Here is a 22,731-nt window from a genome sequence, read left to right on the forward strand (position 1 = left end):
GCGAAAAAGACCGAAGGATGCGCTGGCTTGGCGCGCTCCGGAATTCAGCCCGGGGGCATCGAAAGCATCCGCCGCAGGCGCCGCGCGTGCATCTCCGCCACCACGTAGAAAACCAGCGCCACCGCCAGCGGCAGCAGATAGTAGAGCGCGCGGTACGCAAGCAATGCCCCGAGGATCTGGGCCTCCGGCAGACGGTGCGACAGCAGCGCGAGGAACACCGCCTCCAGCACGCCGAGCCCGCCCGGTACATGCGTGATGACGCCCGCCACCGCTGCCACGAGAAGCACCGAAAGCACGGTGGGGTACTCCACCTGCCACTGGAGCAGGAACCAGAGAATCCCTCCGATCAGCGACCAGTTGGTGCAGGACAGCGCGAGCTGGAGCAGCGCGATGCGCAGCGGCGGCGTGTCCAGTTCATGGCCGCGGATGCTCCAGGTGTGCTCGCGCGCGACCGCGCACAGCACGAGGTACGCCGCGCCGGCCAGCATCAGCCCCGCGCCGAGGATGCGCAGCCCGCCGCTGTCAATTCGCCAGTCCGGCGGCAAGGTCATCGGAGCGAAACAGAAGGCGGCGCCGGCGACCACGAAGTAGCCGAACCAGTTGGTGAGCATGCTGAAGCCCAGCACCCGCGTGATCGTGTTGGGCCTGAGGCCGAGCCGCGAGTACAGCCGGTAGCGGAAAGCCACCCCGCCGATCAGCGATCCGAAGTTCAGGTTGAACGCGTAGCTGATGAAGGTGATGCCCATCACCGGCACGGTGCCGAGATCGTGATGGGTCATGCGCCGGCCGAGAAGGTCGTAGGTGCTGTAGAGAAGATGGCTCAGGAAGGCAAGTACCGCCGCCGTGAGCAGCATCGGCAAGGGAATCGCGCGCACCGACGCCAGCACGGACCACCAGTCGATGTGGCGCGCCTGGCGCCAGATCAGCGCCACCACGCCGGCGAAGAAGAGCCACGCGGCAATACGCTTGACGTGCTCCCAGGGGGTCGGTCCGACGGATTCCGCGGGCGCACCGGCGCCGGCTGCCGGTGGGCTGGCCATCACGCCACGTCCGTCTGCGTCGGGCCGCGGCGCGGGTCCTGCTTGCCGAGCGGCTCCAGGCGCGGCACATGCCGCGGCAGCCACCCGACCCACGCCGGATACCAGCGCAGCAGGTGGAAGATGAAGAAGCTGCGCACCAGGCGCCATGCGCTCCATTCGGTGAGATCCGATGTCCGCACCTGCTTGCAACTGTTCTGCATGAGGTCGTGGAGCTTATCCCAGAGCGCCTGGTTGAACGCCCGGCTGCGCACGACCACATTCGCCTCCAGGTTCAGCGAGAGGCTCAGCGGGTCGAGGTTGCTCGAGCCCACGGTGCTCCACTGGTCGTCCGCCAGCGCCACCTTGCCGTGCAGCGGCCGGTCGATGTATTCGTGGATGCAGACGCCCGCGTGCAGCAGGTGGTGGTAGAGCATGCTCGCCGCCACCTTGACGAAAGGCATGTCGGGCTCGCCCTGCAGGATCAGGTGCACCGCGACCCCCCGACGCGCTGCGCGCCGCATTTCCTGGATCAGCCGATAGCCCGGAAAGAAGTAGGCATTGGCGATGACGATGCGCTCGCGCGCGCTGCGGATCGCGGCGCGGTAGTGCCGCTCGATGTCGTTGGTGTGACGCCGGTTGTCGCGCGTCACGAAAAGCACCTCGTCCGTGCCCTCCGGCCCCAGCAGTTCCTGGCTGGTCGCCTTGAGCCGCCGCCGGAACCAGCTCGCGCCCTTGTCTCCGAGCGCGATCGCCCGCAGCACGAAGTGATGAATCTCGCCGACGATCGGCCCGCGCAGCGCCACGGCATAGTCCTGCTTGGCCATCGGGCCGAAGTCGAGCAGGTGATCCGCCGAGAAATTGATGCCGCCGACGAAGGCCGTGGCGCCATCGACCACCACGATCTTGCGGTGCATGCGCCGGAAGTAGTTCAGGCGCTGCCCGAAGATCCGCCTGCCGGGATCGAACACTCTGACGCGCCCGCCCGTCGAGGTGAGCGCTTCGATGAAAGCGGGTGACAGCCCCGCCGAACCGAAGCCGTCGATCATCACCTCGACCTTGACGCCGCGCAGCGCCGCTTCGCGCAGCACGTCCTGCAGCGCCTGGCCGACCTTGTCCTCGAACAGGATGAAGGTCTCGATAACGACCTCGCGCCGCGCCTGGCGGATGGCCTCGAAGACGCGCGGGAAATACTGCTCGCCGTTCTCCAGCAGCTCGACCTGGTTGCCGCTGATCCAGCGCGGCCCCTTCGACGCGCTCACAGCTCGATCTCCGCCACCAAGGGCGCGTGGTCCGACAGATGCGACCACGGCCTGCGCGGCAGCACCACCGGCGCATGCACTGCCGCGTTGCGCACGTAGATGCGATCCAGCGGCAGCACCGGAAAGCGCGCCGGGAACGTCCTGGCCGCACTGCCGTGGGCTCGCACGAAAACCTCGTGCAACGCCGCACCCTGTTCGAGGATCGCGTGCGCCTTGCCGCGCCAGTCGTTGAAATCGCCCGCGACGATCAGCGGCGCATCCGCAGGCACCTCGTCGCGCACGATGTGGCAAAGCAGCTCCAGTTGCTGCTGCCGATGGTTCTCGGCCAGCCCCAGGTGCGTGCAGATCACGTGCACGTCGACCGGCCGCGCAGGCAGCCGCAGCACGCAATGCAGCAGGCCGCGCTTCTCGGGACCCAACACCGAGACGTCGTGATTGCGGTAATGGACGATCGGAAACTTCGACAGCACCGCATTGCCATGGTGGCCCTTCGGATACACCGCGTTGCGGCCGTAGGCGAACTGCGGCCACATGGTGTCGGCGAGGAATTCGTAGTGCGGCGCCTCGGGCCAGTTGTCGATCTTGCGCGAATGCCGCGAGTGCGTGCCGAGCACTTCCTGCAGGAACACCACGTCCGCCCCCACGGTGCGCACCGCTTCCCGAAGCTCGGGAAGGATGAACCTGCGATTCAGCGCCGTGAAGCCCTTGTGGGTGTTCACGGTCATCACCTTCAGCGACGTCGGCTGGGCCGTCATGGCTTCCATGGGGGACGAGAGCTTCACGGATTCAGTTGTAAGACGCGCCGCCGGGGCGGGCTGTAGGAGCGCGCCACGTTCTTCCATGGCCTGCGAGGCGCTGCGGCCGGCTCCTACAGCGAGGGCGAGCGTACCCGCACAAAGCGGCCGCCAGAGCCCTTCTACGGTGAATCGACAGTCCACCCAGACAAGGAGCAACCATGAAGCAATCGATCCTGAGAACGGCCCTGTTCGCCGGCCTGACGGGCATCGCGGCCGCCTCGTTCGCACAAGGCACCTCGATACCTGCGCAGCCCGATCCCTCGGTCGCCGGACAGGCCAGCACCATGACGCCGTCGGGCGTGCCGAACCCTCCGCAGCGACCCGAGGGCTCCGCGCCTGCGAATCGCGAATCGGTGAAGGCCGAGGCACGTGCCCACAATCGCAACAACGCGAACAATCCGGTGCCGAAGGGCGAGGCCACGACCACCGTGAACCACCAGCCCAATGCGGTGCCGCCCCCCACCGGAGAGATGTCGCGCGCCGAGGTGAGCCAGTCGGGCCGCAAGGTGAAGCCGCGATTCGGCCAGCCGGGCGAGCGGCCTGACGTGCCGACCAACCCGACCAACCGGACCGGCACGCCTCAATAACGGTCTCGAGATGGAAGAAACAAAAGCCCGCGGCGCTTGCGCGTCGCGGGCTCTTTCGCTTGGGCCTGTGAACGAATCAGCTCTTGGCAGGTGCGGCCGGATGATGAGGATGACGGGGGCCGCCATGCTCGTCCGGGCCGAAGCGGCGCATCGATTCCGCGTCGAAGGTCTTCTGCTGCTCAGGCGTCAGGCCGGCGTAGAAGGTGCGGGTCGCGTCGGCGCGCCTGGTGAACATCGCACTGCGTTCCGCGCGGCGCTTTTCCATCAGGTCGAGGCGTTGCGGCGTCGTCAGCTTGGCGAACTCGTCGCGGTTCATGCGCGCACCGGCGGGCGGTGCCGGAGGCAGTTCCTGGGCTTGTGCAAAGGTGTTCCAAGCGCCTTCCTGCGCCGGCGTGAGCTTGAGCTTTTCCTTGAGCGCGGCGAGATGCTGCGCATGGCGCTGCTTCATCTGCTCGAAGCGCTGTGCGCGGTCTTCCCGCCCGCGCGGACCCTTGGCCGGCGCCTGCGCGGCGGACGGGTCCTGGGCGGCAGGCGCGGCAGCCGGTGCCTGCGCGAATGCGCCCGAGGCGACCGTGGCAGCCAGCAATCCGGCACAGAGAAGGCTTTTGCGAGACGTGATCATGAGAGTGCTTCCTTTCGAAGAAGCCTGCCGCCGATGGGCAGCAGGTGAACGAAAGTGTGGCGGCCGCATGTGTCCCGACAGTGAGCCCACAGTGAGCGCGCGTAAAGATAGATGAACGCGCGCGGCGGCCGGGTCATCCGAACTTGCCGCGCTGGAAGTCCTGCACCGCCTGCATCAGCTGCTCGCGGGTGTTCATGACGAAGGGGCCGTACTGCGCGATCGGCTCGCGCAGCGGCTTGCCGGCGATCAGCAGCGCGCGCGCCGGGCTGTGGTTGGTGCCGGGCGCGTGCAGCAGCACGCCGTCGCTGCCGGACTCGTTGGCCATGATCGCCATGCGCTTGGTCGGGATCTCGCTGTTGCCGATGAAGACCGACTCCCGGAACACGTAGACCAGCGCGTTGCGATCGTCGGGCAGCGGCTGGGCGAACTCGGCCCCGGGGGGAAGGGTGATGTCGAGGTAGAGCGGCTCGGTGCGCTCGCGCTTCATCGCGCCCGCGACGCCATGGCTCTCCCCGGCGATCACGCGCACATGCACGCCCGCAGGCGTGGTGAACTCCGGGATCTCCTCGCTCTGGATGTCGCGATACCAGGGCTCGCGCATCTTGTCCTTGGCCGGCAGATTGAGCCAGAGCTGGAAGCCTTCCATCAGTCCCTCTTCCTGCTCCGGCAGCTCGCTGTGCACCAGGCCGCGCCCGGCGGTCATCCACTGCACGCCGCCGTTGGACAGCAGGCCTTCATGGCCGTGGCTGTCGCGATGGCGCATGCGACCCGAGATCATGTAGGTCACGGTTTCGAAGCCGCGATGCGGATGGCTCGGAAATCCGCCGATGTAGTCGCCGGGGTTGTCGCTGCCGAAGGCGTCGAGCATCAGGTAGGGATCAAGCCGCTCCTGCAGCGTGTGCTGGAGCACCCGCGTGAGCTTGACGCCGTCGCCGTCGCTGGTGGAGACGCCCGCGACGATCTGCTCGATCGGCCGCGGGCGGACGAGCGAAACCGCTTGGGCGGCATGGACGTTGTGGGGGTGGTGCGGGCTGGTCATCGGACCATGGTGGCACGGTCCGGACGACCGCGCTGGCGGTGGGGGCGGCGCGCGGTCAGCCGAAGGACTCGAGCTCCCACGAGACGCTCTGCCAGGCCACGCCGAAGCCCACCGCGGCCTTCTTCGCACCTGAAGCGGACGACCCGGCCGCCGCCACGGCCCATTCCGCACCGGCATCCACGCTGTCGATCAGCGGCACCGGTACCGCATCGCCAATCTCGGCCGCCATGCCGGCGAGGCCCGCGCCGCCGAGGACGACCGCCTGCACGCCGAAGCGTTGCGCAGCGTCGCGGCAGGCCTGCGCGAGCAGCGATCGCGCACCGTCCGGATCGGCCGCGAGCTGCGCACCGGTCGGCGCCACGGTGTGGATGCCCGCGAGCGACGCCGAATGACCAAGCGACCACGCCAGCCGTTCGAGCATGGGCCGCCAGGCCTCGCCGCCGGTGACCACTGCGAAGCGTCCCCGCCGCGAGCCGGCGAGAAAAGACGCCTCCGCCAGCCCGCCCACCGCCACGCCGGCGCCTTCGCGCAGGGCGAAGAGGCCCGGGTCGCCGAAGCAGCCGATCAGCACTGCGTCGGGCCGCTCGCCGTTGGCGTGCGCAGCCGCCCAGGCGTCCAGCGTCGCGTGCTGCGCGACCGCGTAGCCGGCCTCGCTCGAGATGTAGGGCGCACCGAATCGCGCGGTGACGGTGCGAACCTCGTGCGCGCCGCCGACCGCAGCGCTGACGCGGCGCTGCAGCAGTTCGCTCACCGATGCGGAGGTATTCGGATTGATGACCAGCAGCCGCGCCATGCCTGTGGCCGCATCAGCGCCGGTGCGCGGAACGCCTGCGCAGCATGGCCGCGGCGCCGAGCGCGATGGCCATCACCGCGAAGGACACCACCGTCGTGACCGTGCCGAGCGCATAGATGGCCGGCGTCGTGACCGTCGACGTCAGCCCCTGGAGTTCGAGCGGCAGCGTGTTGACGTCGCCGATCGCCTGCGAGGTGCGCGCGATCTCGTCCCAGCTCAGCGTGAAGCCGAACATGCCGATGCCCACCACCGAGGGCCCGATCAACGGCAGCACCACATGCAGGAAGCTCTGCCAAGGCGTTGCGCCCAGATCGCGGGCGGCTTCCTCGTACGCCGGGTTGAAGCGGTTGAACACCGCGAACATGATCAGGAGCCCGAAGGGCAGCGTCCAGGTGAGATGCGCGCCGAGTGCCGAGGTCAGCAGGCCGAGCGCGGTGCCGTAGTTCTCCAGCACGCTGGTGGCATCGAGCGCGGTCAGCGCACTCTTGATGCCGCCGTCGAGCAGGCGGAACTGCAGGCCGATGCCGAGCGACACGATGATCGACGGCATGATGAGACTCGCGATGGTGATGAAGAAGAGCGCGTTGCCGCCCTTGAGCTTCTTGCGGAAGGCCAATCCCGCAAGCACCGAAAGCACCACGGTGAAAAGCATCACCACCGCACCGAGCAGCATCGACCGGCGAAATGCCGCCCCGATGTCGACCGTGCCGAGGCCGTCGGCGAGCTTGTGGAACCAGTGCAACGAAACACCGCGCAGCGGAAAGGTGAGCCCGCCTTCGGGCCCCTGGAAGCTGAGCACGAAGATCGTGATCATCGGCCCGTAGAGAAACAGCACGAACAGCGCGAAGACCACGGCCAGTGGCCAGAAACCGCGGCTGCGCTGTTCGCCGATGCGGTGGCTCATGCGGATTCCTCCACTAGGATTTCTCCACTACGTGAGTCGAGTCCAGGGCGCGTGGCGAGGACACCGGGTGGTCCCCTCCGCGAATGTCCCCCGGCTTCGCCTCCTCCTTTATTTCGCTGCGGGGACCACCCGGCATCCTCGCCACGGGAGCGGCCGTGTCGTGCCGGCAGATCAAGCACTGCCGTGACGGATCGCGCCGATGGCGTGCTCTGCGCAGCGAAATAAAGGAGGAGCCCGAAGGGCGGGGGACATTCGCGGAGCAGAGTGCGCCGTCGGCGCGATCCCGTCCCGGGCGCAACTGAAAAGATGGCCGCGCGAGCACCTATAGCTCCTTCCGGATGTCGACGAGCCGCGTAAGAGCCCAGATGATCATCAGCACCACCGCAAGCAGGATCATCGCGTTCGCCGCCGCGAGCGGGAACTGCAGGTACGAGGTCTGCACCTGGATGATCTTGCCCACGGAGGCGATCTGCTGGCCGCCCATCACGCCGATGGTGACGAAGTCGCCCATCACGATGGTGATGACGAAGATGGAGCCGATCAGGATGCCGGTGCGCGAGAGCGGCACGATCACGTTCCACAGCGTCTGCCAGCCCGAGGCGCCCGAATCGCTCGCGGCTTCGAGCAGCGAGCGGTCGATGCGCATCATCGAGTTGAAGATCGGCACGATCATGAACATCGTGTAGAGATGCACGAAGGCGAGCACCACAGAGAAGTCCGAGAAGAGCAGCCACTCGATCGGCGAGTCGACCACGCCGAGCCACATCAAGCCCTGGTTGACCAGTCCGTTGCGCCCCAAGAGCGGCACCCACGAGATCATGCGGATCACGTTCGAGGTCCAGAACGGCACGGTGCACAGCACGAAGAGCAACGTCTGCATCGCCGACGAGCGCACATGGAACGCGAGGAAGTACGCCACCGCGAAGCCGATCAACAGCGTGATCGCCCACACGATGACGCAGAACTTCAACGTGCTGAGATAGGTCGACAGCGTGACGCAGAAGTCGCCGTTGTCCGTGAGATGCGAGCAGCCTTCGAAGATGCTCAGGTAGTTGCGCAGCGACAGCGCGGGGATGAGTTCGTACTCGTTGAAGTTCCACAGGCTGACCATCGCGATGAGCAGCAGCGGAACGATGAAGAACAGCAGGAACACCAGCGCGAACGGCGCCGCCTGCCACCACGCCTTGATCGTGCGGGTGGGCGACGAGGCGATCTCAGCGGATACGACGACTGTGCTCATGAATGCTTGAATTCACTGCCCCCAGGGCGAGCAACGCGAAGCCCGTTCCAGAGACACCGCGGAACCGGCTTCGCCGGGCCGCCGGTGTCGCCCCCGGTAGGGGGTTGGCGAAGCGACACGAAGTGCGCGCAGCCTGGGGGCGAGCTCTACGCAGCCACGAATTCGTTCCATTTCCTCACCATGTATTCGTTCTCGTCCATCACGGCGTTCCAGCACGCGATGCCGCCCATGCGCTGCTCGTAGCTGCCGCCGTCGCGCACTGCACTGGCCTTCGCGATCACGTCGCCCTGCGGGCTCTTGATGTCCTTCTCGGCCGGCTTGCCTTCCATCCAGTAGGCCCATTCGTAGGGCTCCATCTTGGCCTTGGCCGTCTCGAGCACTGCGCTGTAGTAGCCCTGGCGATTGAGGTACGCGCCGGCCCAGCCGTCGAGGAACCAGTTGATGAATTCATAGGCGCCGTCGAGCTTGCGGCCCGACAGCGTCGCCGGCAGACCGAAGCCCGAGGCCCATGCGCGATAGCCTTCCTTGAGCGGCTGGAACACGCAGTCGATGCCCTTGCTGCGCACGGCCGTCACGGCAGGCGACCACATCGACTGGATCACCACCTCGCCCGAGGCCATGAGGTTCACCGACTCGTTGAAGTCCTTCCACAGCGCGCGGAACTGGCCGGCCTTCTTCGCCTCGATCAGCGTCTTGATCGTGAGGTCGATCTCGGCCTTGGTCATGTTGCCCTTGTCGGCGTACTTGTGCAGGCCCTTCGACTCGACCACCATCGCCGCGTCCATGATGCCGATCGACGGGATGTTCAAGATCGCCGTCTTGCCCTTGAATTCGGGATTGAGCAGCTCGGCCCACGAACCGATCGGCCGCTTGATGAGGTCGGGCCGGATGCCCAGCGTGTCCGCGTTGTAGGTGGTCGGGATCAGCGACATGAACTGCGTCGGCGACTTCGCGAAGGCCTTGCTCTTCTCGCCCTCGAGGTAGATCACCTTGATCGGCGCGGTGCCCTGGTCGCCGACCTTCTTGCCGGCCACTTCGCCCTTGGTGAAGAGGGTGGTGATCTTGTCGGCGTTCTTCACCCGCTTGGTGTCGATGCCCTTCAAGTTGCCGGTCGGCACGATCTTCTTCAACGAGAAGTACTCGGTGTCGATCAGGTCGAAGCTGTTCGGCGCAGTGACGGCGCGCTTGGTCACGTCGTCGGTGGTCACGGCCACGTACTGGATCTCGATGCCGGTGTCGGCCTTGAACTTCTCGGCGATCGCCTTGTCCTGGTTGACTGCGGTGCCGATGTAGCGCAGCACGATCTTTTCCTGCGCATGGATCGCGGGGAACGCGCCCGCGGCAAGAATGCCCGCAGTGCCCTTCAGCAGCGTGCGGCGCTGCACATCGGTGGAAGAGATTTCATCTTTTTTGGACATGATGGGTCTCCGGAGAGCCAGTGGTGGTGAAGAAAAGGGGAAGCACCGCCGCCGCGGCGCGACGAACGAAGCCGATCACGCTGCCATCGCCGCAAGGGCCGCCATCGGCGCGGGGCGCGAAGCCGCCGAGCCGTTGCCCGGTTCGCCCGGCCGCGTGGCGCCGGGGCCGAGCGCACGCGCGTCGGTTTCGGACCAGCTCAGGCGCACGCTGTCGCCGACCTCGTAAGGACGGCTCAAGAAGGTCTGCTCCGACAGCAGCACCGAGACGCCGCTTCGCTCCGGGCGCTCGCCGGTCAGGCGCAGGCCGATCAGCACATAGGTGCCCTGGTATTCGATGTCGGTCACATGCGCCGGCACGCCCATGTCGCCCGCCTCGCCCGTGGACGGTGCGATGCGCATGTGGTCGTTGCGCACCGCAACGAGCCCGTCGTTCAGCGCGAACACGTTGTGGCCGCCCATGAAGCGCGCGACGAACTCGCTGGCCGGATGGTTGTAGACCTGATGCGGCGAGCCCACCTGCTCGATCAGGCCGTGGTTCATCACCACCATCGTGTCGGCCAGCGCCATCGCCTCTTCCTGCGAGTGCGTCACGTGGATGAAGGTGAGGCCCAGCTCCTTCTGCCAGCGCCGCAGCTCGGCGCGCATCTGGATGCGCAGGAACGGGTCGAGCGCGGAGAGCGGCTCGTCGAGCAGCAGCACCCGCGGCTCGGTGATGAGCGCCCGCGCCAGCGCGACGCGCTGCTGCTGGCCGCCGGAGAGCTCGGCCGGCTTGCGTTCGGCCAGATGGCCCATCGCGACGCGCTCCAGCAGGTTCTTCGCACGGCGATGGCGCTCGGCCTTGGCGACGCTTTTCATCTTCAGGCTGAAGGCGACGTTGTCCAACGCCGAGAGATGCGGAAAGAGCGCGAAGCTCTGGAACATCATCGCGGTGCCGCGCGCGGCCGCCGGCAGGTTGGTGATGTTGCGGTTGTCCAGCAGGATGTCGCCGGCGGACACCGACTCATGCCCCGCGACCATGCGCAGCGTGGTGCTCTTGCCGCAGCCGGAAGGGCCGAGAAGGCAGCAGTAGCTGCCGCTGGCGATGCGCAGGTCGATCTGGTCGACCGCGGGCTGCGCACCCGCGGCATAGCGCTTGGTCAGCGCGACGATTTCAACGGCTGCGGGCGGTGGGGCGGAGACGGCATCCATCGATGCTGGCTTCGCAAGACATGTGCCAGCGGATCGGCGCCGTCATGTGCCATCGTGGTGCGCGCCCGCGCCCGCGCCGGTCGCCTAGGGTGCAGCGAACTTCGCGGCGGCCACGCTCTTGAGCAGTGCGTCCCTTTGTGCCTTGGTGATGCCGCGCACGCCGTCGGCCACCTTCGTCGCCCGCTCGACGTTGATGTTGCCGTCCTGCTGCCACTTGCGCACGGCCAGCGCCGGATTGGTCAGCATGGACGCGAGCCAGACCGCCTGCGCCGGCTCCAGGTTGCGTGCGGAGCGCTTGAAATAGGTGCGCGCCGCCGTCTCCGCGCCGCAGATGCGTGCGCCCCACGGCGCGTTGTCGAGGTAGAGCGCCAGGATCCGCGCCTTGCCCAGCGTCTGTTCCATCTCGACGGCGTAGAGCAGCTCGCGCAGCTTGCGGTCGGCGTTCTGTTCGCCACCGGTCACCAGGATCTTGGCGAGTTGCTGGGTGATGGTGCTGCCGCCGCGCTCGGTGCGCGAGGCCTTCTGGTTGACCTCGAGAGAGGCCGCGAGTTCGGTCAGGTCGTAGCCGGGATGGTTGAAGAAGCGCTGGTCCTCGGCCGAGATCACCGACCGGGCGAGCCAGCTCTCGCTGCCGAGGCGGCTCGCGGGCCCGCAGCTCGTGCGTGCGTTGGCGATCGCCTCGGTGCCCAGACCATCGACGGTAAAGCCCTCGAGCTGCGGCGTCAGGGAATAGGTGCCGCCCGGAAGCACCACATGTGCGCGCAGGCCCATCGTGCCGCCGATGCGCGCGCGCTTGAGCTCGGGCAGGTCGGGCGCGAGCACCGCGTACCAGTGGACGATCGGCGCGTTGTCGGCGCGGATGTCGAGTTGCAGGTTCTTCTGCGTGAGCCGGCCGTCCCAGCGCCCGCGCAGCACCACGTCGCCGGTGCCTTCGGTGGTCACCGCACCCGGCGCCGAGGCTTCGAGCAGGCCGCTGAGCGTGCCCGCATCGCGGCGCACCGTCGCCTTGAGACGATCGACGCGGATCGGCGTCTTGCCCAGCGAAGGCACCGTGGCGCTGCACGGCGCGCAATGCAGCTCGAGCGTGGCGGTGGGTTCGTTCCAGCCGAACTGCACAGGGCCGAAGCCGGTCTCGACGGTGCGGCCCGCGATCCATGGCGCGAACCACGACGAGGTGGCGAGCCGGATCGCCGTGGGCACGCCGACGTCGACGGAGAAAGGACCGGCCTTGACGCGCGCAGCCCATTCGTCGGGTCCGGGCGCGAGCGCCAGCCGCAGGATCAGATACGCGGCGATGCCTGCGGTCAGCACCAGCGCCAGGGTCGCGAAAAGCAGGTAAAGCAGGGCCTTCTTCAGCAAATCTCTCTCACTCGATAGTTCTCGCCGACGTGACAGCCTGCCAGGGGCCGTTCGACCGGCCGGTGGCAGCTGCCCAGTACCAGGCTGAAGTGTCGGTGAAAGCGGCACCCTCGGCATCGACGATGCGCTCGCAGACGCGCATTTTCTGCACGCCGTGCCGCTCGGCGACGAAACAGCGCCACAGTCGGGCATGCACGTCCTGCTCCAGACGCGCCTGCGCGATGCCGTAGCCGAGCGCCCGGTAGCAATCGGCGGCCGGATGCAGCATGCGGGTGGGTGTGTCGACGCGGCGCATCACGAGCACCTGGCGGCCATCGGTCAGGCGCGCGATCGCGCCGGGAAAGCGGTCGGCAAAGCGGTGTTCCACCTCGCTGAGCGCCAACGGGCGCAGCGGCGCGCCTTCCCATTCGCTGGGCCATTCCTGGAAGCTCGCCGTCGCGGCCGAGGGCGCATCGTCCTGGAGTGCCGAGGTCGCCGACCAGAGCATGCACACCAGCATGGCCGACGCGAATACCGCCTTGTGCGCGATGCGGTTGACGAAGCGATTGCCGAACCAGCGTTCAAGAATGGCCCCCACGCTCGGCACATCGTGTCCTCGCTGCCCCCCGGCGGGGTGTTCTTTACCTTGGGGCGGCCCGGCGTCAAAAAGCTGTATCGACACGGCGACCTCCTGCGGACGCGACCATCACCCACGCGATGCCCGCGCACACCCCTGCAAGCACCGCGAGCCCGAAGCCGTCGTGCAACCACCCCGGCGGTGCATGGGCCGCGGCTTCGAGCGCCACCAGCACGCTGTTGCGCGCGATGTTCCCGCCCAGCACCAACAGCCCGACGGCCGGCAGACGTGCGAGAAAGCTGCGGCCATCGCGCTCCGACCAGAGCGCGACCACGCAGGCGGTGAAGTAGCCGAACCAGGCCATCTGCACGCCGGAGCAGGGCGCATCGACGATCACGAGTTGCCCATCGACCAGCAGGCTGCTGCCCTCCCGCGCAACGTTGAAGCCCGTCATCAGCAGCCAACGGCTGGCTTCGGCAGTGATGACGCGCAGCGGGTAGCCCGCATAGAACTGCAGCGACGACAGCCAGGGCAGGGCCAGCATGGCGAGCATCGGCAAAGCTGCGACGCGCCGCGGCAGGAAGGCCAGCAGCCCGCAGGCCAGCGCAAGCACCGCGAGCAGCGCGGCAGCCAGAGCCGGCAACGAAGGCAGGGGACCCGCTCCCGTCCGGAGCAGCGCAGCGCAGAGCGTGCCGAAGGTGGCGATCGCGAGCCAGCCGAGGCGCGGCGCAGGTCGCAGTTCGCTTCGAAAGCGCCACACCAGTACGGCGAGCGCGGCCAGCGCGAGCAAGCCGAGCGGATCGTCGGAACCGTCATGCATGCGGCGCGCCATCCAGATCCAGTGCGGGGACAGCGCACCCGCCTGCAGCGAGAGCCAGCCCGCGGCCGGCGCGCGATCGAGGCGGATGCCCCAGTCGATGACACGTGGGTGAGTTTGGGCGAGTGAGGCAAGCGACATGTCGTCCTCCTCAGGCCGTGTATCGGCGGGGATCGTTGCGACGCGCACGGCGGCGCAGCATCGCGAGCATCGAGATCACCACCGCGATCGCACCGAGCGTTTCGGGCTCGGGCGAGCTCGGCACTTCGGCGCCGAAGCTCTGGCCGACCGCCAGTTCGCTGACGCCCTTGGGCAGCGGCACCGGCTGGTCGACCCCGACGCTGTTCTGCGGCGCGGCGTTGCGCACCACCTTGTCCACCGCGATGAAGCTCGTGTATTGCGTGAGCAGGCTATAGCGAAGGCCGAGTTCGGTGATGCGCTTGCGCAGTTCGTCGCCGCCTTCCAGCGCTTCCTGGTCGCCGAGGCTCGCGATGCGATGACGCGCCCACAGGCTGCGCAGCGCGGCCGCATCCTTGCGCGTGTGCGGGTCGATCTTCAGTTCCTGGCGGTACGGACCGCTGGCGCTGCGGCCCTCGATGACCATGCGACCCTTGGCTTCGCCGCGCCACTTGCCGAACACGATCACCGGACGCTCGCCGAGCACGTCCGGCAACGCGGCAGGTTCGACGTCATAGACATCCAGCCCTTCGAAGCGCGCCTTCACGCTGGTGAGCACCGGCGATTCGATCATGCGTCGGAAGCGCGCTGCCTGCCCGGGTGCCTGCACCGGGTCCGTGACGATGAATGGCTCGCCCATGCCGGCGCGCGCCAGGCCTTCCATCAGGTGCCGGTTGACCGACGAACCGATGCCGAAGGCGAACAGATTGGCTTTCGACAGGTTCTTGCGCACCAGTTCGAACGCTTCGCGCTCCACGGTGACGTAGCCGTCGGTCACCACCACGATGGTGCGCGACACGTCATCGGCCTTCGGTTCGGCATAGGCTCGCTTCAAGGCGGGGATCAGCTCCGTGCTGCCGCTGCCGCTGTAGTTCTGGATGGTGGCGAGCGCCTGTTCGATGTTGGCGCGCGTCGCGGGCACCGAGTGGGGCGACAGCATCCGGTTGCTGCCCGAGAACAGCAGCACGTTGAAGCTGTCGCTGGGACGCAGTCCGCCGATGAGCCGCTCCAGAGTGGCCTTCGCGGTGTCCAGCGGGAATCCGTGCATCGAGCCCGAGATGTCGACCACGAAGATGTAGTCGCGCGGCGAGATGACATTCGCGGGCACCGACTTCGGCGGCTCGACCATCGCGAGGAAGAAGTTCTCGGCGCTTTCTCCCTGACCTCCTTGGCCCTCGTAAAGCATCAGGCCCGACTCGATGCGTTCGCCCGCCAGGCGGTAGTCCAGCACGAAATCGCGGTTGTCCGCCGCTGCGCTGCCATCTGCGAGCGTGATGTCGGCGTGCCCGTCGCCATCACGGCGCTGCACGTCGATGTCGTGCGTGAGCGAACGCACTTCCTTGATGCCCAGCGGCGTGTCGAGTGCGACCTTGAGCCTGAAGCGGGTGTTCGGCTCGACGCCCGCACGCAGGATGGGCTGCGCGACCCAGCGCGCCTGCGCGTTCTCGGACTGCGGGCTGTTGTAGCGCGGACCGACCACCGTCGGAAAGACGAACTGGTAGTTGCCGCCCTCCGGCACGAGAAGTTCGGTGTAGCGCAGCTCGACCTTCACGTCGTCGCCCGGCAGGATGTTCGCGACGTTCATCTGGAACACGTTGGGCAGGTGTTGTTCGAGCAGAGCGGCCGTCTTGCCTTCCTTCTTCGCGGTGTCGTATTCGATGCGTGCCTGCTCCTTCTCGCGGATCTGCGCGGTGATTAGGCGATCGGCCAGGCGTACGTTGAGACCGCTCACCGCCGCCTTCGTGGAGCCCGGGAACACGTACCGCGCCTCGATCGGGCGCCTGCCTTCGTTGCGGTAGGTCTGCGTGACGGTCACGTCCGCGATCACGCCGGAGACCTTCACGTCCACCTCGGTGCCCTTGAGAGGGAGACGATCGACCTCAGGGTCGTCGCTCTTGACGAAGAAGTACGGGCTCTCGGTCTTGATGTGCGGGCCCGGTGCCTCCTGCTGTGCATGCACGGGCCGCGCGAGCAGCAGGGCGAAGCAGGTGGTGGCGAGGCTCAGCGTGCCGAGCCAGAGCCAGCGGCCGGGGCGGGGTATGGAAGCTTCCATGACGTTGGTCCTTGTCCCTCGATGGGTGTCGTGCAACGGTGCACGCCAGGCAATGTCGAGGGGGAGCGCGAAGCCAGTTGGAAGGCTGTTCGAAGCCGCCGGCGCTTGCGTGAAGTCCGTGTGAAGTCAGGGACACCCCGACTTCACACGGGCTTCGGAAGCCGCAGTCAGCATTAGGGCGCCATCCCTTTTGAAATCCGGCCCGGGAACTGGAAAATGCGGAGTTGCTCCTATCCGGGCCGACGGCGCTATCCGACTGATAGCAAATGTATGACTCTGTAAAAGAGTATTCCCACGTCGGGTCCACATCCACATGCCGAAACCTTCTTCTTCCAGCGAGCCGGCGCGCAAGGCTCCTCCAGGTCCGCTGCGCCGCATTGCCATTTGGGGCGGCGCCGCGATTGCCGCTGGTGCTCTCGTCGTGATGATCGGCGCTGCGACCGCAGTGGCGGTGATCTACCCAAAGCTCCCGAGCGTGTCCGATCTGGCGGACTACCGGCCCAAGCTCCCGCTGCGTGTCTTCGCGGCCGATGGCAGCCTGATCGGCGAATTCGGCGAGGAGCGTCGCAATCTCACGCCCTTCGCGGACATCCCCCAGGTGATGAAGGACGCGGTGCTCGCGGTCGAGGACGCGCGCTTCTACGACCACGGTGGCGTGGACTACAAGGGCTTTGTTCGGGCGGCCTTCTCGAGCCTGCGCGGCGGCCGCCAGCAGGGCGCCTCCACCATCACGATGCAGGTCGCGCGCAACGTGTTCCTGAGCTCGGAACGCACGCTGAGCCGCAAGGCCTACGAGATCCTGCTGTCGATGCAGCTCGAGCGCCAGCTCACCAAGGACCAGATCCTCGAGATCTACCTGAACCAGATCTACCTCGGCAATCGCGCCTATGGTTTCGGGGCGGCCGCCGAGACCTACTTCGGCAAGCCGCTCCAGAAGGTGACGATTGCCGAAGCCGCGATGCTCGCGGGCCTGCCGAAGGCCCCGGGAACCAACAACCCGGTCGCCAATCCGCGCCGCGCGCGCGCACGGCAGCTCTACGTGATCGACCGCATGCAGGAAACCGGCTTCATCACCGCCGAGCAGGCCGACCAGGCGAAGAAGGAGGAACTGCATCTGCGCGATGCCGCCGACCCCGATCGCCTGCACGCCGAGTATGTCGCCGAGACAGTGCGGCAGATGATGCACGCGCAGTACGGCGACAGCATCTACACCAGCGGGCTCAAGGTCTACACCTCGCTCGACTCGGGCGATCAGGCAGCGGCCTATCGATCGCTGCGCCGCGGCATCCTGGACTACGAACGCCGCCAGCCCTACCGCGGTCCCGAGGCCTTCGCCGACCTGCCCGACGAAGCGAAGGAACTCGACGACGCGGTCGACGATGCGCTGGCCGACCACCCCGACAACGGCGATCTGGTTGCTGCCGTGGTGCTCGAAGCCAGCCCGAAGGAAGTCACCGCCGTGCGTGCCAATGGCGAGACCCTGCAGATCACCAGTGAAGGCCTGCGCCCCGCGCAATCGGGCCTCGCCGCGAAGGCGCCGGCCGCAATCAAGATCCGCCGCGGCGCCGTCATCCGCGTCGCGAAGATGGCCAAGGGCGGTTGGGAAATCACGCAGGTGCCCGAAGTCGAAGGCGCGTTCGTCGCCATGGACCCGAAGAGCGGTGCGATCAAGGCGCTCGTGGGTGGCTTCGACTTCGGACGCAGCAAGTTCAACCACGTCACCCAGGCATGGCGGCAGCCCGGATCGAGCTTCAAGCCGTTCATCTACTCGGCCGCACTGGAGAAGGGCTTCTCTCCGAGCACCATCGTCAACGACGCGCCGCTGTCCTTCGAAGCCGGCCCCGGCGGGCAGGCCTGGGAGCCGAAGAACTACGACGGCACCTACGACGGCCCGATCACGCTGCGCCGCGCGCTGCAGCAGTCGAAGAACCTGGTCACGATCCGCGTGCTGCAGTCGATCGGCGTCGACTACGCGCAGGACTGGGTCACCCGCTTCGGCTTCGACCGCGACAAGCAGCCTGCCAACCTGCCGATGGGGCTCGGCGCGGGTTCGGTCACGCCGATGCAGATGGCGGCCGGCTACTCGGTGTTCGCCAACGGCGGCTATCGCGTGAATCCGTACCTCGTCACGCGCGTCACCGACATGAAGGACAAGGTCCTGCTCGAAACCGAAGCGCCGGTGCTCGACGAGAGCCGCCGCGCCATCCCCGAGCGCAATGCCTTCGTCATGGGCTCGCTGCTGCAGAGCGTGGTGAAGGGCGGCACGGCGTCGAAGGCCGGCCAGGCGCTGCGTCGCAACGACCTCTTCGGCAAGACCGGCACCACCAACGACTCGTTCGACACCTGGTTCGCGGGCTTCCAGCCGACGATGGTCGGCATCGCATGGATCGGCTACGACACGCCGCGCCAGCTCGGCGTGCGCGGCGAGACCGGCGGCAGCCTGAGCCTGCCGATCTGGGTCGGCTTCATGCAGACCGCGTTGAAGGGCGTTCCGGTGAGCGAACCGCGCGCACCGGGCGGCCTCGTCAATGTCGATGGCGAGTGGTACTTCGACGAGTTCGGACCGGGCCACGGCGTCGCGAGCCTGGGTGTCGATGCGCAGGCACCGACATCGGCCGAAGCGCTTGCGGGCGCACCGGTCGGCGCACCACCGCCGGCCGAGGAGCGCAGCCGCATCCTCGACTTCTTCCGCTAGGCCGCCGCCGCGCCGCCCCTCGGCGCGAAATGCATGAAGGGGGATGCGGAGCTATCTACACTCCACATCCCCCCTCTCACATCCGGCCATGGAATACCTGATCCTGGCGACGCTCGTCCTCGTCGGCGCCTCCATCCTCAAATCGGCGGACCAGCGCCGCCGCGTCGCACTGCTCGGCAGCTACCTCGGCAACTACCAGATCGAGAAGCTCATGGAGAACCTCACCGAAGGCTACCTGCGATGCTTGGGCGAGGAAGATCCGGCCCGGCGGGCGCAGATCTGGGCCTTGCTCGACGACACCGAGCGCAAGCTCTCAATGCAGTTCAGCAACTTCGCCGCCGAGTTCTCTCGCGTGGACGAAAAGGAAGCGCGCGTCAGCACCTTGCCGATCGCACTTCCGTACGCGGGCCAGTTCCTGCCTCGAGCCACCTTCGACGTGCGCAGGGCTTTCGCGATCCACGCGCGCGGTATCGCGGAAGTGGCGCAGAACGACGCCCAGCGCGGCCAGAAAGCCAAGGCCTACATGATGTCCGCCGAGCTTTTCCTCATGCAGCACACCTGCCACTGGTTCTGCAAGTCGAAGGCGATTGCATCGGCGCGCATGCTCGCCCGGCACAGGACCGCCTACCAGCAGCTCATCGATTCGGTGAGTCCCGCCACGCGCAGCGCCTACCTGGCCCTCACGCGTCAGTGATACGCGAGCAGCGGCAGCGTGAGCGTCGCCTGCGCGCCGCCGCGCGGCGCATTGACGAGCTCGACACGGCCGCGATGCAAGGTGGCGATCTCCTTCACGAAGGCCAGCCCAAGGCCGGTGCTCTTCTTCTGGCTGTGCGGGCGGGCGAGCGAATAGAACTTCTCGAACACCTTGTCTTTCGCGAAGTCGGGGATGCCCTTGCCGCGATCGCGCACGGTGATCCGGGCGCGCCGCCCTTCGGCCTCCAGCGCGAGCAGCACTTCGGCGCCATCCGGTGAAAAGTCGATCGCGTTGTCCAGCAGGTTGCTGATCGCGCGGCGCAGCAGGAAGGGATCGCCTTCGACCCGCGCCTCGTTGTGGATCGCCACGTTGACATGGATCTGGCGCTTCGATGCCGCCGCCTGCGCGCCCGCGCCGATGTCGCGCAAGAGGGGCGCCAGGGCCACGGGCTCGCTGCGCTCGAGCGCGCGACGCGTCTCCAGCGCGGTGAGCTCCATCATGCGGTCGACGATCTCCTGGATGCGCTGCGTCTCGTGCGCGATGTTCGCGAGGAATCGTTCGCGCTCGGCCTGCGGCATCGACGGCTCCTGGATGAGTTCGGCCGCGCCACGGATGGCCGAAAGCGGGCTCTTCACTTCGTGCGTGAAGGTCTGCACGTAGTCGGCCACGTAGTTGCGGCCGGTGAGCGCATCGCGCATTTCGCGCAGGCCGCCGCGCAGCGTGTCCACCGCGCGCCGGACCATGCGCGACAGGCTCAGGCTGCGCTGGCTGCGCAGCCATCCGACGTAGTCCGAGATGAGGCCGAAGGGCCGCACGAGCCAGATCGACACGATGATGGCCAACACCAGCAGCGCGAAGGCCGAGCCGGCGCCGACCCAGAGCGTGCGTGCGCGCGCGTCCTCGACGAACTGCCCGAAGCTGCGCACCGGCTTGCCGACGGTGACCACGCCGACGATCTCGTTGCCCCAGCGGATCGGCGCACCGACGTACATCACCGAGGTCAGCGGATCGCCCGCGATGTCGCGCGAGGTGCGCGCACCGTAGACACCGGCCAGGGAACGGCTCACGTCGGGGCGCTGCGAGTAGTCCGCGCCGGTGCTGCGGCCCAGCGAATCGAACAACACGCGCCCGGTTCGGTCGGTGACGTACATGCGCAACTCCACATGACGTTTGTGCAGGTTGTAGATCTGCGCCGAGAACTGCCTCGCATAGACCGAGCGGAACAACGGATCGAGCCGCGAGACGTTGATGGCACCCGCGATCACGTCCTGCTCGATCAGGCTGGCCATCAGCTGCGAGGTCTCGACCAGCGATTCCTCCGCCGACTCGCGGTAGCGCGGATCGATGTCCGAGACCACGCGGTACAGCAGGAAGGCGATGCCGACCGTGTAGATCAGCAGGACCCCGATGAAGATGCGGGTTCGGCGCGTCACCCTGTCACGCGGCCGGCGGCAGTTCTTCGTTCAGCGCATAGCCGGTGCCGCGCAGGGTGCGGATCGGTTCCACGTCCGGCGCGATCGCCTTGAGCTTGGCGCGCAGGGTCTTGATGTGCGCATCCACGGTGCGGTCGAAGCTCTCGCTCGATTCGTCCCACACGAGGCGCAGCAACTCGCCGCGCGTGAAGACGCGGCCGGGGCGCTGGACCATCAGCCGCAGCAGGCCGTACTCGTAGCGGGAGAGTTCGAGCAGGCGGCCGTAGTAGCGGATCTGCATGCGCTCGGCGTCGACCGCGAAGGGCATCGCGGGCGCGGGGGCAGTTGCAGGAGCCGTCGCCGCGGTTGACGGCCCGTTCTGCCCATTGCGGCCGCTCCGTCGCAGGATGGTCCTCACCCGCGCCACCAGTTCGCGCGGAGAAAAGGGCTTGGCCACGTAGTCGTCCGCGCCCAGTTCGAGGCCGACCACGCGGTCGATCTCGTCGCTGCGCGCAGTCAGGAACAGCATCGGCACCTGCGCGCCTCCGGGCAGCGACTGCAGCCGCTTGAACAGATCGAAACCGTTCATGTCAGGCAGGCCGATGTCGAGGATCGCGAGCGCGGGCGGTTCGGCGGTGAATTGCGCGATCGCTTCCTCTGCGGTCGGGCACCAGACCGGCGCGAAGCCATCGGTGCGCAGCACGTATTGGAGGGTGTCTGCGATGCCGGATTCGTCTTCGGCGATCAGGATCCGGGGGTTGGAGGGCATGGCCCGGATGGTAGCCCCGCCATGCATAGGCAACGGATGACCGCCACCCAGCGAGCAAGGCCCCTTCGGCAAATCCCGCGGAACCGGCTTTGCCGGGCCGCAGGGATTGCCCCATGGAAGGGGGTGGAGAGCGACACGAAGTGCGCGAGCCTGGGGGTGAGTCAAGCCTGGTCGAAGCAGCAACCGGCGTAGTAGGGTTTGTCGCCGCCCTCGATGAAGGGCACCTCGATCGGCTTGCCCTCGTTGCGCCAGGCATCGCGGCGCACATAGCCCGCCTCGGTGAGATCGGCGAAGAGCCGGTCATGGTGCTCGATCCGGTACGGACACACCGCCACGCCGATGCTGTTGAGCGTGTAGAGCGTCTTCTCCGGATGGACCGCCGCGGTGTTGATGATGATGCGCTTGGGCTTGACCGGGAGCTCGGCCAGGATTTCGGACAGGTGCTTCGGCAGATATTGCAGGCTGCCGGAGGCATACAGGATGTCGCAGCCGCTCGCGTCGTGGAAATCGGTGGTGAAACCCAGCTGACCGGCGACTTGCCGCTGCGCAGCGACTTCGGCGCCAGCCTTGATCACACCCGGCACGTCACAAACCGTCCAGCGCATCTCCGGCGGGTAATTGAGCACGCGGCGGAACGCGTAGTACTTGATGCCGATGTGCCCGCCCAGGTCGAAGACGGTGCGCAGGCCGCTGTCCAGCGAACGCCCGAGCCAGAAGAGCGCGGGGTAGTCGTAGAAGTAGATCTGATGGCTGTAGAGATTGGCCGCCTCCGGCGTGTCGTAGCCCACCGTCTTGCCCGCAGGCGCATGGGCCTCGGCGTCGGCGAAGCTCTCGAAAGAACCCATGAACAGGTTCTCGTCGCGGTTTTCCAGGAATTTGCGGCGGTAGGTCGACTCGCGGACCGAGGAAGGCAGAAGGCTGGAAAGCATGGCACCTCGTTGATGTCAGCAGCAATGACACATTTTGCACGTTGAAACATTAAGTATTCAACTGCTGGCGAGGTTTCCAAGTCTTTCCAGCGTCTCCGGACGGTGATCTGTGGCTACTGCGCCCGATATCCGGCGTTTTCGATGGCCACGATGATGTCCGCGCGCGGATGCTCGCTGACGACGTCCACGTGGCCCGTTTCGAGGTCGACCGTGACCTGTGCTTTGGGATCGATGGTTTGTACCGCGTTCTGCACCAGGTTGGCGCAGTGCCCGCAGCTCATGCCGGTGACCTGAAATTTCTGGCTCATCGGAGTGGCTCCTTTCCTACTGGATGACGGAAGCCCCGAGTTTGAACCTTCTCACCATGGCAATGTCCAGAGGCTGGCGCTGGCGCGCGGAAATCG

21 protein-coding genes are annotated in these 22,731 nt (G+C 67.1%); 3 read left to right on the forward strand and 18 right to left on the reverse strand.

Features of this window, described 5'->3' with window-relative positions; genetic code table 11:
• Window positions 1-44 precede the first annotated feature (44 nt).
• The 3 genes from WKW77_RS13675 to WKW77_RS13685 are packed head-to-tail and all read right to left on the reverse strand — an operon-like array spanning window position 45 to window position 3,042.
• Window positions 45-1,040 (reverse strand): lysylphosphatidylglycerol synthase domain-containing protein, encoded by a 996-nt coding sequence (locus WKW77_RS13675; RefSeq protein ID WP_340357386.1) that lies wholly within the window; start codon window positions 1,038-1,040, stop codon window positions 45-47.
• Window positions 1,040-2,278, reverse strand: coding sequence for a cardiolipin synthase ClsB (gene clsB, locus WKW77_RS13680; RefSeq protein WP_340357387.1), 1,239 nt, complete (start codon window positions 2,276-2,278; stop codon window positions 1,040-1,042). Before clsB ends, WKW77_RS13675 begins: the two co-directional genes overlap by 1 nt.
• Window positions 2,275-3,042: an endonuclease/exonuclease/phosphatase family protein gene (locus WKW77_RS13685; protein WP_340357573.1), complete on the reverse strand. Its 768-nt coding sequence runs from the start codon at window positions 3,040-3,042 to the stop codon at window positions 2,275-2,277. Before WKW77_RS13685 ends, clsB begins: the two co-directional genes overlap by 4 nt.
• 191 nt (window positions 3,043-3,233) lie before the next feature.
• On the opposite strand from WKW77_RS13685, the gene WKW77_RS13690 reads away from it, so the two are divergent.
• On the forward strand, window positions 3,234-3,662 hold the full coding sequence (locus tag WKW77_RS13690; protein ID WP_340357388.1) for a serine/threonine protein kinase: 429 nt from the start codon (window positions 3,234-3,236) through the stop codon (window positions 3,660-3,662).
• 76 nt (window positions 3,663-3,738) lie between these two features.
• Here WKW77_RS13690 and WKW77_RS13695 read toward each other — a convergent pair whose 3' ends face one another.
• The 11 genes from WKW77_RS13695 to WKW77_RS13745 all read right to left on the reverse strand — a co-directional run bounded on the left by WKW77_RS13695 (window position 3,739) and on the right by WKW77_RS13745 (window position 15,828).
• Entirely contained in the window at window positions 3,739-4,284 is a 546-nt protein-coding gene (locus tag WKW77_RS13695; protein WP_340357389.1) for a Spy/CpxP family protein refolding chaperone, read from the reverse strand.
• Between the two features lie 133 nt (window positions 4,285-4,417).
• Window positions 4,418-5,323, reverse strand: a complete 906-nt coding sequence (locus WKW77_RS13700; RefSeq protein WP_340357390.1) for a pirin family protein — start codon at window positions 5,321-5,323, stop codon at window positions 4,418-4,420.
• A gap of 55 nt (window positions 5,324-5,378) precedes the next feature.
• Window positions 5,379-6,116, reverse strand: a complete 738-nt coding sequence (locus WKW77_RS13705) for an aspartate/glutamate racemase family protein (protein ID WP_340357391.1) — start codon at window positions 6,114-6,116, stop codon at window positions 5,379-5,381.
• 13 nt (window positions 6,117-6,129) lie between these two features.
• The gene (locus tag WKW77_RS13710) at window positions 6,130-7,020 is read right to left on the reverse strand and encodes an ABC transporter permease (protein ID WP_340357392.1); all 891 of its coding nucleotides are present in this window, start codon (window positions 7,018-7,020) and stop codon (window positions 6,130-6,132) included.
• A gap of 322 nt (window positions 7,021-7,342) precedes the next feature.
• On the reverse strand, window positions 7,343-8,260 hold the full coding sequence (locus WKW77_RS13715) for an ABC transporter permease (RefSeq protein ID WP_340357393.1): 918 nt from the start codon (window positions 8,258-8,260) through the stop codon (window positions 7,343-7,345).
• 146 nt (window positions 8,261-8,406) lie between these two features.
• Entirely contained in the window at window positions 8,407-9,678 is a 1,272-nt protein-coding gene (locus WKW77_RS13720; protein ID WP_340357394.1) for an ABC transporter substrate-binding protein, read from the reverse strand.
• Between the two features lie 75 nt (window positions 9,679-9,753).
• The gene (locus tag WKW77_RS13725) at window positions 9,754-10,866 is read right to left on the reverse strand and encodes an ABC transporter ATP-binding protein (protein WP_340357395.1); all 1,113 of its coding nucleotides are present in this window, start codon (window positions 10,864-10,866) and stop codon (window positions 9,754-9,756) included.
• A gap of 84 nt (window positions 10,867-10,950) precedes the next feature.
• Complete coding sequence (locus tag WKW77_RS13730; RefSeq protein WP_340357396.1) at window positions 10,951-12,225, reverse strand: transglycosylase domain-containing protein; 1,275 nt, start codon at window positions 12,223-12,225, stop codon at window positions 10,951-10,953.
• A 7-nt stretch (window positions 12,226-12,232) separates the two neighbouring features.
• Window positions 12,233-12,886 carry a hypothetical protein gene (locus WKW77_RS13735; protein ID WP_340357397.1) on the reverse strand — a complete coding sequence of 218 codons (654 nt, stop codon included), beginning with the start codon at window positions 12,884-12,886 and terminating at the stop codon, window positions 12,233-12,235.
• Window positions 12,867-13,739, reverse strand: a complete 873-nt coding sequence (xrtQ, locus tag WKW77_RS13740) for an exosortase Q (RefSeq protein ID WP_340357398.1) — start codon at window positions 13,737-13,739, stop codon at window positions 12,867-12,869. Before xrtQ ends, WKW77_RS13735 begins: the two co-directional genes overlap by 20 nt.
• A gap of 10 nt (window positions 13,740-13,749) precedes the next feature.
• On the reverse strand, window positions 13,750-15,828 hold the full coding sequence (locus WKW77_RS13745; protein ID WP_340357399.1) for a VIT and vWA domain-containing protein: 2,079 nt from the start codon (window positions 15,826-15,828) through the stop codon (window positions 13,750-13,752).
• A gap of 313 nt (window positions 15,829-16,141) precedes the next feature.
• Between WKW77_RS13745 and WKW77_RS13750 the strand changes: the two genes are divergently transcribed.
• Window positions 16,142-18,523 carry a penicillin-binding protein 1A gene (locus tag WKW77_RS13750; RefSeq protein WP_340357400.1) on the forward strand — a complete coding sequence of 794 codons (2,382 nt, stop codon included), beginning with the start codon at window positions 16,142-16,144 and terminating at the stop codon, window positions 18,521-18,523.
• 88 nt (window positions 18,524-18,611) lie between these two features.
• A complete protein-coding gene (locus WKW77_RS13755; protein WP_340357401.1) occupies window positions 18,612-19,217 on the forward strand; it encodes a hypothetical protein in 606 nt (201 codons plus the stop codon).
• Here the strand turns inward: WKW77_RS13755 and creC are convergent.
• The 4 genes from creC to WKW77_RS13775 all read right to left on the reverse strand — a co-directional run bounded on the left by creC (window position 19,211) and on the right by WKW77_RS13775 (window position 22,635).
• Window positions 19,211-20,650: a two-component system sensor histidine kinase CreC gene (gene creC, locus WKW77_RS13760; RefSeq protein WP_340357402.1), complete on the reverse strand. Its 1,440-nt coding sequence runs from the start codon at window positions 20,648-20,650 to the stop codon at window positions 19,211-19,213. The two genes, WKW77_RS13755 and creC, sit on opposite strands and share 7 nt — an antisense overlap.
• A 4-nt stretch (window positions 20,651-20,654) precedes the next feature.
• Window positions 20,655-21,398, reverse strand: a complete 744-nt coding sequence (creB, locus tag WKW77_RS13765; protein WP_340357403.1) for a two-component system response regulator CreB — start codon at window positions 21,396-21,398, stop codon at window positions 20,655-20,657.
• 161 nt (window positions 21,399-21,559) lie between these two features.
• Window positions 21,560-22,327, reverse strand: coding sequence for a TIGR04325 family methyltransferase (locus WKW77_RS13770; protein ID WP_340357404.1), 768 nt, complete (start codon window positions 22,325-22,327; stop codon window positions 21,560-21,562).
• A 113-nt stretch (window positions 22,328-22,440) separates the two neighbouring features.
• Window positions 22,441-22,635, reverse strand: a complete 195-nt coding sequence (locus WKW77_RS13775) for a heavy-metal-associated domain-containing protein (protein WP_340357405.1) — start codon at window positions 22,633-22,635, stop codon at window positions 22,441-22,443.
• Between the last annotated feature and the right edge of the window lie 96 nt (window positions 22,636-22,731).

This window comes from Variovorax ureilyticus (genome assembly GCF_037889935.1).
GTDB classification, from domain to species: Bacteria; Pseudomonadota; Gammaproteobacteria; order Burkholderiales; family Burkholderiaceae_C; genus Variovorax; species Variovorax ureilyticus.